Raw genomic sequence first — 13,998 nt, forward strand, 5'->3', positions numbered from 1 at the left:
CAAAAACATTGAGATATATGTGGGGATTATTTGACTTCTTCAAAGTCAACGTCGGTCACCTCATCATCGTCACCGCCTTTTTTACCTGACTGATCACCACCTGGCTGTTGTTCACCGCCGGGCTGCTGACCACCCTGAGCTTCCTGACTGGCATTGTACATCTCCTGCGATGCAGCCTGGAAAACAGTATTCAGTTCCTCGGTAGCCTTATCAATGGCAGCAACATCCTGACTCTTATGAGCTTCTTTCAGTTTGGCCAAAGCATCTTCAATAGGCTTTTTCTTTTCGGCAGGAATCTTATCTCCAAACTCTTTCATTTGCTTTTCAGTCTGGAAAATCAAACTGTCAGCAGCATTGAGTTTGTCAATTTTCTCCTTGGCCTGCTTATCTGTTTCAGCATTGGCATCAGCCTCTTCCTTCATACGCTTGATTTCGTCCTCCGACAATCCTGAAGAAGCTTCAATACGGATGCTTTGTTCTTTCCCTGTCGCCTTATCTTTAGCACGAACATGCAGGATACCGTTGGCATCGATATCAAAAGTCACTTCAACCTGAGGCGTACCGCGAGGTGCTGGTGGAATACCATCTAAGTGGAAACGGCCAATGGTCTTGTTGTCTTTAGCCATGGGGCGCTCACCCTGCAATACGTGAATCTCTACAGACGGCTGGTTATCAGCAGCTGTGGTAAAGGTTTCTGACTTTTTAGTCGGAATGGTTGTGTTAGACTCAATCAATTTGGTCATCACACCACCCATCGTCTCGATACCCAGTGACAGCGGAGTCACGTCAAGCAGCAACACGTCTTTTACCTCACCGGTAAGAACACCACCCTGAATAGCTGCACCAACAGCAACTACCTCGTCGGGGTTCACACCTTTGGAAGCCTTCTTACCAAAAAAGTCCTCAACAACCTTCTGAATAGCAGGGATACGGGTAGAACCACCCACCAAAATCACCTCATCCACGTCGGAAGCAGTCATTCCGGCATCTTTCAATGCCATTTTACAAGGCTCCAGAGTACGTTGTACAAGGTTTTCAGTCAGCTGATCAAACTTTGAACGTGACAAAGTTTTCACAAGGTGCTTGGGTACACCATCTACCGGCATAATATATGGCAGGTTGATTTCTGTGCTACCTGAACTTGACAGCTCAATTTTGGCCTTTTCTGCAGCATCTTTCAGGCGCTGAAGTGCCATAGGATCTTTTCTCAGATCCACACCTTCGTCACTCTGGAACTCATCAGCCAGCCAGTTCATAATTACATCGTCGAAGTCGTCACCACCCAGGTGGGTATCACCATTGGTAGATTTCACTTCAAAAACGCCATCACCCAACTCAAGAATACTGATATCGAAAGTACCACCACCAAGGTCGAAAACGGCCACTTTCATGTCCTGACCTTTTTTGTCAAGTCCGTAAGCCAACGAAGCGGCAGTAGGCTCGTTGATGATACGGCGAACTTTCAGTCCGGCAATTTCACCAGCCTCTTTGGTTGCCTGCCGCTGCGAGTCATTAAAGTAGGCAGGAACCGTAACCACAGCCTCTGTAACCTCCTGTCCCAGGTAATCTTCAGCAGTTTTCTTCATTTTCTGAAGCACCATTGCCGAAATTTCCTGAGGGGTATATTGACGGTCATCAATCTGTACGCGGGGAGTATTGTTCTCGCCCTTTACTACCTTGTAAGAAACTCTCTTTACTTCATTGGGGATATCATCATACAGATCGCCCATGAAGCGCTTAATAGAATATATTGTTTTCTCGGGGTTGGTGATGGCCTGACGTTTAGCCGGATCACCTACCTTACGTTCACCATTCTCGACAAATGCAACAATCGACGGTGTGGTACGCTTACCTTCACTGTTGGGTATTACAACAGCCTCGTTACCTTCCATCACTGAAACACATGAGTTGGTTGTACCTAAGTCAATTCCAATTATTTTTCCCATTGTGTAATTTATTTTTTCGTTCTAAATATTTTCAAAATCTGCATCTTCTAAATCAAAGCCTGTGCCAATCCACTTTCATCGGAAAAAGATGTAATTCTGACACAACAGGATACAAAAACACCCGAATCGTGTCATAATTCGGGTGACAAATCGGCAGAGTAATGAAATACGTGAGACCTGTATTTCATCAACAAAACAATTATTTTTTATGGACTGCAACCTCCACATTGGGCCACACTCAATTCAATCAATATAAATCACTCCCCCCTTTTAGTTCTTCATTAATTAATGTTCTTTTTGGCATTGCCCCAAAAAGGAACCCAAAAAGACTAGTCCGCTTAAACCTATCAGCCCTCGAAAGCCAAAATTTCCGGCCATTGCACAAGGCCTTATAAGTCGCCCATTTTGGTTTTCCGCCAACCGCCGGCCCGGAAAGCGGACAGGCCAACGCTCCTTTTAAATAGAAAAAGATCTTCAGGCCTAAAAAATCCCAATTAACAGCAAGTTGCTAATTTATTTTAATCAGAAAAAACTTACTCTAACCTAATTAAAGAAGTTGATATAGTACAGATATCCCTACTCATACAGTGAATCAAGCGATTCATTGAACTGTTTTTTACCCTTTCGGTCGTCAGCAATAGAACAGGGGCCGGAAAGACAGCCGCCCTCGCAAGCCATCACCTCAATGAAATTCCCGGGAGCTTTTCCGCGGGCATACGCTTTCAGCATATTCAGAGATTTTTTATCCAGCCCGTTAATCACCACCTCTTTAATATAAACATCCTCACCTGCCTTTTTCACTGCGTTGGTTACCCCATTGCTCATTGCAAATCCACGGGCTTCACGCGGCACTTTCACCAGTTCGGCTTCTTCAGGCATTTTTCTCACATCGATGCCCATACCTTCGAATATGGCATCCAGCTCTTCAAAGGTCAGCACATAGTCTACCAGTCCTGAGTCTTTAGCTTCCTTGCGCTTAGCAACACATGGTCCAATAAATACTGTTTTAGAATCAGGGAACCGCTCTTTGGCCAAACGGGCTGAGAAAATCATCGGTGATGGTGTTTCACTCACCAGCTTTTTCATGGCAGGAATGTGTTTGTTGACTGCCTCCACATAACTGGGACAACAGGAGGTGGTCATCAATGAACACCCCTCTTCCAGACGCCCACGAAACTCAGCAGCTTCCTCACGAGCCGTTATGTCGGCACCTTCTGCCACTTCTGCCACATGGGCAAAACCAACTTCTTTGATGGCATTTATAACCTGACCGGGTTTTACCCCATACTGACCATGCAGGGCCGGAGCTACCATGGCAGTCAAGTTGCCCCCCTCTTTTATGGTCTTCAGCACATCTACCACCTGAGAAATTTCGAATATGGAGCCAAAAGGACACGCATTGATACATCTGCCACACAGGATGCATTTATCCTCATCAATCTCTTCCACTCCCTGCTCATTCTTTTTGATAGCTCCTACCGGACAGGCTTCCTCACACGGAACGGGGACATATATAATGGCATGATAGGGACAGGCTTTATGGCAGATTCCACAACTGATACAATCTTCTTCCACAATTTGCGCTTTTCCGGCAGCATTTATAATAATGGCATCTTTGGGACAATTCATCTGACAGGAACGGGCCACACACCCGCGACAGAGATTACTTACAACATAATTGACCTTCACACAACCTGTACAGGCCTCATCCACCACTGTCAATGTGTTGCTATTGCTTGCCTCCTTGCGCTGAAGTGCAACACCGGCATACTCCGAAAGAGGAGTCAGCTCATCATTTTCATCATCGGGACTAAAGCCCAGCAAAGGCATAGTTTTATATTTGATGACTGCCCGTTCTTTGTGGACGCAGCATCTTCGCTGAGCACCTTTCTCTTTGGGAGCCATCTCCAGGGGGATGCGGTCAATCTTTTCGATTAGCTGATCTTCTTTCATTAGCCGGGTGAGTCGCGCAAGAATCTCACGACGAATCACCATGGTGTTTTGGATGTAGGCCATAAATACTTAAGGAGTTTTTCTGGTTAACTAACTTGGCCGCAAAAGTAGAGATTAATAAAGAAAAGGTTCTGTAATTGCTGTTAAAAAAGAAAAATTTCTTTAATTCCTTACTCACATAGAAACAGCATTCTAATTAGTGCCTGTCCATAAACTAAGCACAATTAGTTTTTAGTCCTGTTTCTAGTCAGAAAGTGCCAATTGCTAGGCTTGTGACCGCGTGCCGCCTAAAGCTTTAGCGGTGGCGCAAGCCACCAAAAACAGAGTTTACTAATCGTAAATGAGTATTTTGGCGGCAAGCGTAACGACGCAAGTGGTGCTTTATGGACAGAAACTAATTACTTTCCCGAATTGTAACATTGAAAATCAAACAAGTTAAAAACCCTCCTGTAAAAAAACTTTAACACCAGTTCTACCAAACACTCACAGACCATACAAAACCAGTCACAACAGAAGCCCAATTGCAAATACAAGAATATTTTATAATCTTTGGAAACATTAAGCTCCTGCTTTAATTAAAATCATAACAACACCTTAACCCAAACCAATGCAAAGAAACTTTTTCCTGTTTTTCATCTGTTTTGTCCCACTCCTATCTTTCAGCCAGACTTATTCTATTTATGGAAGTATCACAGACGCTGACCAACAACCATTGTCTGGCGTTTTAATTTCTGCATCAAATGAGGATAGTGTGCTATTGGCATACACCATCTCTACTAATGATGGTGAATATCAATTATCTATAAAAAGCCCTTCTTCATCAGGAGGAATAACACTTCACACCTCTCATGTTGCGTATTCAGATACCTCTCTCGCTCTCACCCTATCAGAAGAATCTCAAACTAAAAATCTGGTATTGAAGCAGGAACAATATGTCATTGATGATGTAGAGGTCACTGCCGGAAGACTCCCGTTACGTATGGAAGATGGAAAAATCATAGCGAATATTTCCAAAATCCCCGGCTTCCAATCTACCGATATTCAAAAAATCCTGAACAGACTCCCAGGAGTCACGGCCAATAGCAGGCAGGGGATTTCATTCAATGGTCAAAAAGCAAGTATCTACATCGATGGCAGAAAGCAGAACATGAATGATGAACAGGTTTTAAACTTTCTGAAATCTCTTCCGTCCGATGCAATCCGGAATATTGTCATAAATTCACTGGACCTTGCAGGTTATGATGCATCAACAGGAGTTGTTATCGACATCCAGACAAAAACCAGAAATATTGATGGGTATTATGCCAGCATTGCCGGAAATATTAAGCGTTTCGACAATAAAGAGACAGAGGAAGGAATGCAGGGATTTTACATATTTCAAAAAAACAACTTTGTTTTCAACACCAGCCTCTCATACGCCGATACATATAAATATTCTACTTCAGAAGACAGTACTCTATATAAGAACGGAAACAAAACCCGGTTATTCAACTCCTTTGAGTCACGCTCAAACATTTTCACAACAACGACCAACCTTAACTGGCAACTTAAAAACAATACCTTAAATGCCAACTTTTTTGTTTATTATGAAAAAGGAAATAAAAACAGTGAAACACCTACAAGTACATACCTTCCCGAAGAGAATCATTATACAGAGATAAGCAAGGGAAATCTGCATGATGATTTGTGGTCAGCGCATCTTGAATACCGGACAAATGACTCGTTGCCATTTTCCACAAAGCTTTCCTATGGAATCATCTACGGTGGATTGCGTTCTTCGTCCTCTTTCGATCAATTCGGCGAAACGAATGATCTAACCTCTTTTGAAAGTGATTACTCCATGGTGGGACACCGACATACCTTCAGAGCTGATATTAAATATAATCCTGAAGGAAAAACAACGTTTGATGCAGGTCTCGTTGCAAAATCGGGCAAATTAGACGACATGGTCACTTATACACCCCAAGGTCAACAATCGTTTCCCATTGATAACGGTGATTTCACCGGAAGAGAGGCCATTCTGGGAAGTCATTTCAGAGTAAAATACTCCTTTTCAGAAAAATGGAGCGCCAAGGTAGGAGTTCGGGCAGAATTCAGCAATAATGAATTCATCCTAAGGGAGGACGACAGAACAATTGATGTAAACTACAGGAATTGGTTTCCCCATATTACCACAACTTATAACGGAGAAAACTATCAAACATCCTTTGGATTGGTATCAGGAATTTCATATCCCGATTATGAAAAAATATTACCGGCCAAACGGTATGTCAATGAATTTTTGCAATCCACAGGAACCGTTGATGTGAAACCCATCAAAATATACCGGTTTGGTTGGAATCAGATATTTCATCAATATTTCTACATTTTTAGCCATTACCAGCTTAATAAAGACATATTTGGAACAATTACCTTTAATTTGGAAGACGAATTGACCGAATACCGCTACATCAATTACGCAGATCAACACAATATTGCAGCAAGTATCGGCATTCCTTTTGAATTTTTTGATAAAACCTTAAGCGGAAAAATTGAACCCCGATTCACCTATCATTGGTACTCAAAAAGTCAAAATGATTTTAATATTCTCAAAAACAGAAACGGATCTTTTTCCAACAAGGTTCAGGTCTCTCTGCAATATGAATTCCATGATCGGTTTTCTATTTATGCATGGGGACAATTAATTGGAAAAAGAAAGCATCCGCAATATACCATAGATAAGAAAGAAACGCTGGATTTAGGGATATTTTATACAGGCCTGAAAAATAAAAACCTAACTATTTCGCTGGATATTGAAAACATCTTCGACACCGATGATGAGATAAAGCACCTTTATTATGGAGGGACAACAAAGCACATTCGCTTTTCTCCTGAATCCAGAAATTTTAAACTATCTGTATTGTACAAATTTTCAGGAGGTATGAAAGTAGAAGATAAAGCTAAAGGTAATATGGGGGATGTAAGTCGTTTTTCAAAAGAGTAAAAACCGAAGAAATTCATTCTGTATATCCTGATGAAGAAATTTCGAAACCGCCCCTCTGCCTCACCCACTCAAACAAACAGACACTGGCTGCATGTGAAACATTCATCGACTTCACCATTCCATGCATGGGGATATGAATATTCTGCTGATTAGGAAAATTTACCCCTAAAGGAATTCCGGAACGCTCACTCCCCACCATTAAAGCCATTTTGGCAGGCAGCTTTACTGAAAACAGATTAGAAGAACCGGGGGAGGTTTCGAGAGCGAAAAATGTATAATCTGCAGGAACCAGCTGCTCCACCTCATCTGGTAAACAATAATGCCAGTCAATATTTTTAGCTGCCTGACCTGCCACATATTTCATTTTGGAAGTTTTAAAGGTCACTTCCTCTTCATTCTTTACAAACAAAACCAACCGACAACCCACATTGGCAGCCAGTCGAAGCAGGTGTCCGGCATTCTCAGGAGTCTGAAGATGCCACGCAATGAGTATGGGAGCCGTATCTTCGGAGAAAGGTTTGTAGTGATTGTCTGCAAAAAATTTGTTCGCCTGGTACAAGAGTTTTGTGTTTTGTGTTTTGTGTTCGGGGTTCGGGGTTTTGTGTTCTGAGTTAGGCATCTTCATCCAATGAATAATAATTATCACGCGTGATTGGCAGGAATATTTTAACTTTCGAGGTGGCAAAATCCATCCGTTTGAGATGTAAATAACCTGTCTCGAAAGCATTTGCCAGACTGTCTCTTAATTAAAACCCGGAACTCTCAATTCCCAACCCCAGCTCCTGCCCTTTCTTAAGCATAAACGCCCGGGCTTCTTCATAATCGTTGTGAATCTCCCCTTCCAGGATGGCTTCCTTAATGGCAGCTTTAATTTCCCCTACGGTCTGACAAGGTGGCAGATTAAAAGTTTCCATAATCTCTTCACCTGAAACCGGTGGCTGGAAGTTTCTTACACGATCCTTTTCTTCAATCTCTTTCAGTTTCCGGCGCACAATCTTAAAATTCCGGAGGAATTTACGCACTTTCACTTCGTTCTTGGAAGTAATATCGGCCTCACAAAGTGTCATCAGACTGTCTATATCGTCACCAGCTTCAAATAAAAGGCGACGCACGGCCGAATCGGTCACTTCATCTTCGCTCAGAACGATTGGACGCATGTGGAGCTCCACCATCTTCTGAACAAACTTCATTTTTTCGTTCTGTGGCAGCCGCAGTCGTTTAAAAATTTTTGGAACCATTTTCATCCCCACAAAATTGTGCGCATGAAAAGTCCAGCCAAGTTTTGGATCAAACCGCTTGGTGCGGGGCTTGGCAATATCGTGCAGCAATGCTGCCCAGCGGAGCCATAAATCATCGGAATAGGGAACCAGCTGATCCAGGACTTCGAGAGTGTGATAAAAATTGTCTTTATGCCCAACTCCTTTCACTTTCTCCACCCCTTTCAAATCCTGAAGTTCGGGCAGGATAACGGGGAGCAGTCCTGTTTTCTCCAAAAGTTTAAATCCGAGAGAGGGCCGGTCAGACATCATTATTTTGTTGAGCTCCTCGGCCACCCGCTCCATTGATATTATTTTGAGACGATCTTTTTGAGCCAAAATCCCTTCATACGTCTTATCTTCGATGCGGAAACCCAACTGAGTAGCAAACCGGATGGCACGGAGTATCCTCAGCGGATCATCAGAAAAAGTGACCATTGGATCCAGCGGTGTACAAATAATTCCCTCTTCCAGGTCTTTCAGCCCTCCAAAAGGATCCACCAGTTCTCCAAAACTCTTCTCATTCAAAGAGAGCGCCAAAGCGTTGATGGTAAAATCACGGCGATTCTGATCGTCTTCCAGTGTTCCGTCTTCCACAATGGGTTTGCGGCTGTTGCGCTGATACGACTCCCTGCGTGCTCCGACAAACTCAATGTCCATGCCTTTGTACTTAAACATGGCAGTTCCGAAATTCTTAAACACGCTCACCTTTAAACCACCCAGTTCCCTTGCCACCTCATTGGCAAGATCAATACCGCTGCCTACCACAACCACATCAATATCCGTTGTCGGACGCTTTAAAATAAGATCCCTGACAAAACCGCCAATGACATACGCCTCATTGTCATTCCTGTCAGCAACCCTGGAAATAGTTTTAAAAACCGGTGATTCTAAGTGTTTCTTCATAAGCCTTCAAATCCCCGTAAAGGGTATTGTAAGATTAAAATTAATTTAATAAGAAGTTGAAAACACTCAAACAACTTAGTAACTTGAATGTTTATCAATTAAAGGTTCTTAAAAACTTTGACCCCACTCCGAAAGTTCTAATGTCTGAGTACGCCCAACCTGAAAATTTCAAAATTGCAGGTGCAGTTAAGAACGTGACAAAATTACAATTTATATCCCAATAAGACTAAGGGATGACAAAGGGATTGTGCCGAAATAACCTGACGCTTTAATCTTGTTCTTTTGCCCTAAAACTTCCTTGAAAAGACATTAAATAGCCCGCTATTCGCAGTATTTTCAAGTTGTTTAAGAACAAAATCACATCGTTTAAAACTGTCAACTTATTTCATTACAACCTCCAGACTCTTTTTTTTTGGCACGGGGATTGTATGGATGTATTTACAAATTTAGATATTTTGAATTTATCGAGAGAATTATTAATTTTGTACCAATATTTAAAGCACAAGAATTATGGTTGAATTTTTGACAAAAGAGACGTTTAAAGAGAAAGTTTTTGATTTCGAAAACAATAAAGACTGGAAATTCGAAGGTGAAAAGCCTTGTCTTATAGACTTTTATGCCGACTGGTGTCAGCCATGTAAAATGGTAGCACCTATTTTGGAAGAACTTTCAGAAGAGTACGACGGGAAAGTGGATATTTATAAGATTGATACTGAAGCTCAGCAAGAGCTTGCCGGAATGTTCGGGATTCAGAGTATTCCTTCATTGCTTTTCGTTCCAACCGAAGGACAGCCCCAGATGGCACAAGGCGCATTGCCAAAAGACACTTTTGAGCGTGCTATTAAAGATGTATTGAAAGTAGAAAAGTAATTTTCGGCTTTCTTACCTGTTTTATTCATGAATATAACAGGTTTAAAAAAACAGGAGATTTTCAGACATGAGGAAAAAAGTATCAGTATTTCTTTTTTCGGCAATATTGTTTTTTGCCGGAATTCAAAAGATGAATGCCACAGAGCCGGCAGAGGGAAAAACTTCAGAAAGTGGAGTTATTACATTAGACAAAGCAGCCTTCGTGGCTCAGGTGTTCGATTATGAAAATAACAACAACTGGGATTACAAGGGGGACATGCCTGCCATATTAGACTTTTATGCAGACTGGTGCGGTCCCTGTCGTAAACTATCCCCGCTTCTGGAAGAAATTCAGGGCGAATATTCAGGAAAACTGCAGGTTTACAAGATAGATACTGAAAAATCGAAGGAGCTGGCTGCCGCTTTTGGCATTCGCAGTCTTCCTACCATCGTTTTTATTCCCATGAATGAAGAACCAAGAGCTGTACTGGGCTACGTACCGAAAGAACAGCTCACCAAAATGATTACTGATATTTTAAAAGTATCACAATAATTTTATTCCTGATTTGATTATTATTTGTCGAAACAAAAGCCGGTGCTGTAAAGTGCCGGCTTTTTTTATTGTATAAAGTGGATGTACGAATGCAAAAGTCAGGATAAAATATTAAATTTAATACCGGAAAAAGTTTTCGGAAGAAAAACGAAAATTTTTCTCCGCAATTTTCAACCTCACACTTTTTACAAATGGAAGAAAACCCAAACAAATCCGCCAATTACGCGCTCTTAGAGGAACGACTGAAGCGACTTGACCAGAAAAGCTTTGACTGGTCGGCGTGGAAAAAAGGCACCTTGCTGGTACTTGAAAAAGTGTTCGGAAAAGAGAGTTTATATGTAAAAGAGCTGGAAAACACCGACTATCACTACAACAGCTGGTCACTTCGTGATACTGCAGGAAGTGAAGATCCGGTGAAAGCAAGCGTGCGGGAACTTCTAAACATTTGTCTTACAGACGCTGAACACAGCAAGGAGACCAATCAGATACCTCCCAAAGACGCAAAACCAGAACAATTAAATGAAATCATTAACCAGTTTCTGGATCATGCCACATTGACAGACATTGAAAAAATTGCAAATAGTGAAGTCCCTGCAATGGCACAAGAGGAACAGATTCAGAAAATTATTTCGGAGAAAATTCCTAAGTATCAAACTGCTCTCCTGGCAAAAATCCTGAAACAATTTATCAAATAATTGAAGGATAAACAATCCGAAAGGATGAACAACGAATTGAAGATAATGTAAGGAGCAGAAATAAAAGAGAAAAAAGAAATTTCGAAAAGCAAAAAGATTGCTCCCCTGCTTCAATGTCTTGCAGGAGAGCAGTAATAATTACATTCTTTCCGGTACATCAATACCCATGAGCCACATAGCCTGTCTTATGGTTTGTCCCACCGCATAACTCAATGTGAGACGCAATGACCGCTTGGCTGCATCTTCCTCAAAAACGATGGGCGATTCGTGGTAAAACTGGTTAAACTCTTTGGCCAGATCGTAAACATAGTTGGCGACAATGGCAGGACTGTAGGATTCTCCTGCATCGTTAACCACGTTGGGGAAATTCCCAATCAGCTTAATCAGACCGGACTCTTTCTCAGTCAATGCCATATCAGCATCCACTTTTAAAGAAGTATCGATGCCCTTCTCTCCCGCTTTGCGGAAAACAGACTGAACCCGTGCATAGGTATATTGTATAAAAGGCCCTGTATTGCCATTAAAATCAATCGATTCGCGTGGATCAAAGGTCATATTCTTTTTGGGATCTACTTTCAGAATAAAGTATTTGAGCGCAGCCAAAGCAATGGTACGATAGATCCGCTCTGCCTCCTCATCGGTGTATCCATCCAATTTGCCCAGCTCTTTGGACATCTCCCTGGCAGTATCAATCATTCCGGCTACCAGATCATCGGCATCCACAACAGTTCCTTCACGCGATTTCATTTTGCCCTCGGGCAGCTCAACCATTCCATAGCTAAAATGCACCAGATCTTTTCCCCACTCAAAACCGAGACGGTCCAGCAGGATAGAAAGTACTTTGAAGTGGTAGTCCTGTTCATTTCCCACTACATAGACCATCTTGTCGATTTTGTAATCTTCAAAACGCATTTTGGCCGTTCCGATGTCCTGGGTCATGTAAACAGAAGTACCGTCAGAACGAAGCAGAATCTTCTCATCCAGTCCGTTTTCAGATAAATCGGCCCAGACACTATTGTCGTCGCGCCGGTAAAACAAACCTTTCTCCAGCCCCTGCAGGACCATATCGCGACCAACAGTATAAGTCTGAGACTCATAATATATTTTGTCAAAATCAACACCGAGGGCTTTGTAAGTCTCATCAAACCCAGCGTAAACCCAGTCATTCATGTTTTTCCAAAGGGTGACAACTTCTTCGTCACCCGCTTCCCAGGCAAGCAACATTTCACGTGCCTGCTGCATCAGCTTCGATTCCTTCTCAGCTTCTTCTTTGGAGAGACCATCTTCCTGCAATGCTTTGAGTTCCTTCTTTAACTCCTGGTCAAATTTTACATAAAAATCTCCCACCAGGTGATCGCCTTTTTTCCCGGTTGACTCAGGTGTTTGTCCTTCTCCCCACTTCTTCCAGGCAAGCATCGACTTGCAGATGTGGATTCCCCGGTCATTCACGATGTTGGTTTTCACTACTTTTTTACCAGTCGCCGCTCCGATGCGGGAAAGAGAATATCCGAGCAGGTTATTCCGAATATGCCCCAGGTGGAGCGGTTTATTGGTATTGGGTGATGAATATTCAATCATCATCAATGGACTCTCTTCATCGGATCGGTTAAAACCGAAATTTTCATCACCCACCACCTGCTCAAGAATATTAAGCCAGTAGGAGTGAGACAGTGACAAATTCAGAAACCCTTTGATTACCTCAAAAGAGGAAATTGAAGAGAGCTCTTTTTTCAGGAATTCTCCGATATCGTTGGCAGTATCTTCGGGTTTTTTGCGTGAAATGCGCAAAAGAGGAAAGACCACCACTGTAAAATCTCCGTTCTGATCTTTACGTGTAAGTTCCAGAGGCACATTATTGGCGTCAAATTCGGCCCCGTACAATTCGTTTATGGCCCGGGCTACGGCCTCCCTGATCTGCTGTTCGATTCCCATTATGATGAATTATTTTATTTGTTCCGGTTTTGATTATTTAGTGTTTGTCTATAAAGTCCAATTTCTGCGTTGTTGCTCAAAATCTAAATCCTCAAATACATTAGTATTCTGCGGTTTAGACTTTTCACACGCCTTGAATTTGAACTTTCTATTTCAAACACGTGAAAAACGCTTGGTTTATAGACAGACACTATTTTAACTGACTTTCAGCTAATGCTTACAGCCAAAAAAGTGAGTGCAAAGATAACAAAACGCAAAGAATGATGAAAGGAGCATGGAACAGGAATCACAATAAAATAATAATAAGTTATTGCATGCGAATTAGTCGGAAGTTATTTCACTCTTATACAGGATGCAAAAAAGAAAAACATACAAAACACTGGCAAGATAGAAAGAAGAATAATAAAGTCTGCTAATACAAGAATTCCACCTCCGATTATCAGCCAACAAATGCGCATCTGAGAAAATCTCTTTTGATTTTGCTATCCGATAGTTAATGTAGTCTTCTTTAGTTCCGGTCATGTCAGCAGAACACCCTCTTTTTTAACATTATTGTAGACAGGAGTCATCGAAAATTTGGACTCCCATTCATTCTTCGAATAAACAAAAATTGAAATAGGTTCACCTATTTCTAACTCCAACTCAAACAATTCTTCTCTGTATTCTTTCTCCGTTTCCCGACCTATCTTCAACCCGTTCAACAAAATCAAAATATCCCAGTCTGAATCTGCAGTTGCCTGTCCTCTGACATGAGAACCAAACAACACCACCTGAGCATCAGGATTTTTTGTCAAAATCCGCTGCTTTATCAGATTTGCAATATGTTGATCTTTGGAATTCATATTCTAAAGATACAAAATAAATTTTCACCAAACCCCGCTGTACTTAATTTGATCCGGGAGGAGACACCCGCATTCTCCAGTGC

The 13,998-nt window shown here is 41.9% G+C and carries 10 protein-coding genes; 4 read left to right on the forward strand and 6 right to left on the reverse strand.

Annotated elements, in window-relative coordinates:
• Positions 1–26 precede the first annotated feature (26 nt).
• Both dnaK and W7W_RS0119830 read right to left on the reverse strand, forming a co-directional pair.
• Positions 27–1,946, reverse strand: coding sequence for a molecular chaperone DnaK (dnaK, locus tag W7W_RS0119825; protein WP_010665373.1), 1,920 nt, complete (start codon positions 1,944–1,946; stop codon positions 27–29).
• 576 nt (positions 1,947–2,522) lie between these two features.
• A complete protein-coding gene (locus W7W_RS0119830; RefSeq protein ID WP_010665374.1) occupies positions 2,523–3,962 on the reverse strand; it encodes a monomeric [FeFe] hydrogenase in 1,440 nt (479 codons plus the stop codon).
• A gap of 544 nt (positions 3,963–4,506) precedes the next feature.
• Between W7W_RS0119830 and W7W_RS0119835 the strand changes: the two genes are divergently transcribed.
• Positions 4,507–6,882, forward strand: a complete 2,376-nt coding sequence (locus W7W_RS0119835) for a TonB-dependent receptor (protein ID WP_010665375.1) — start codon at positions 4,507–4,509, stop codon at positions 6,880–6,882.
• Between the two features lie 13 nt (positions 6,883–6,895).
• On the opposite strand, the gene W7W_RS0119840 is transcribed toward W7W_RS0119835, so the two are convergent.
• Both W7W_RS0119840 and W7W_RS0119845 read right to left on the reverse strand, forming a co-directional pair.
• Positions 6,896–7,441, reverse strand: coding sequence for a TrmH family RNA methyltransferase (locus tag W7W_RS0119840; protein ID WP_025007132.1), 546 nt, complete (start codon positions 7,439–7,441; stop codon positions 6,896–6,898).
• A gap of 187 nt (positions 7,442–7,628) precedes the next feature.
• The gene (locus W7W_RS0119845; protein ID WP_010665377.1) at positions 7,629–9,044 is read right to left on the reverse strand and encodes a CCA tRNA nucleotidyltransferase; all 1,416 of its coding nucleotides are present in this window, start codon (positions 9,042–9,044) and stop codon (positions 7,629–7,631) included.
• Positions 9,045–9,554: 510 nt separating this feature from the next.
• Between W7W_RS0119845 and trxA (W7W_RS0119855) the strand changes: the two genes are divergently transcribed.
• The 3 genes from trxA (W7W_RS0119855) to W7W_RS0119865 all read left to right on the forward strand — a co-directional run bounded on the left by trxA (W7W_RS0119855) (position 9,555) and on the right by W7W_RS0119865 (position 11,141).
• Positions 9,555–9,914: a thioredoxin gene (trxA, locus tag W7W_RS0119855; RefSeq protein ID WP_010665378.1), complete on the forward strand. Its 360-nt coding sequence runs from the start codon at positions 9,555–9,557 to the stop codon at positions 9,912–9,914.
• Between the two features lie 67 nt (positions 9,915–9,981).
• The gene (trxA, locus tag W7W_RS0119860; protein ID WP_010665379.1) at positions 9,982–10,446 is read left to right on the forward strand and encodes a thioredoxin; all 465 of its coding nucleotides are present in this window, start codon (positions 9,982–9,984) and stop codon (positions 10,444–10,446) included.
• A 191-nt stretch (positions 10,447–10,637) separates the two neighbouring features.
• The gene (locus W7W_RS0119865; protein ID WP_010665380.1) at positions 10,638–11,141 is read left to right on the forward strand and encodes a hypothetical protein; all 504 of its coding nucleotides are present in this window, start codon (positions 10,638–10,640) and stop codon (positions 11,139–11,141) included.
• Between the two features lie 138 nt (positions 11,142–11,279).
• Here W7W_RS0119865 and argS read toward each other — a convergent pair whose 3' ends face one another.
• Both argS and W7W_RS0119880 read right to left on the reverse strand, forming a co-directional pair.
• Complete coding sequence (gene argS / locus W7W_RS0119870; RefSeq protein WP_010665381.1) at positions 11,280–13,073, reverse strand: arginine--tRNA ligase; 1,794 nt, start codon at positions 13,071–13,073, stop codon at positions 11,280–11,282.
• Between the two features lie 518 nt (positions 13,074–13,591).
• Entirely contained in the window at positions 13,592–13,915 is a 324-nt protein-coding gene (locus tag W7W_RS0119880; protein WP_010665383.1) for a nucleotidyltransferase domain-containing protein, read from the reverse strand.
• Positions 13,916–13,998: the final 83 nt, after the last annotated feature.

Source organism: Marinilabilia salmonicolor JCM 21150, assembly GCF_000259075.1.
Classification (GTDB): domain Bacteria; phylum Bacteroidota; class Bacteroidia; order Bacteroidales; family Marinilabiliaceae; genus Marinilabilia; species Marinilabilia salmonicolor.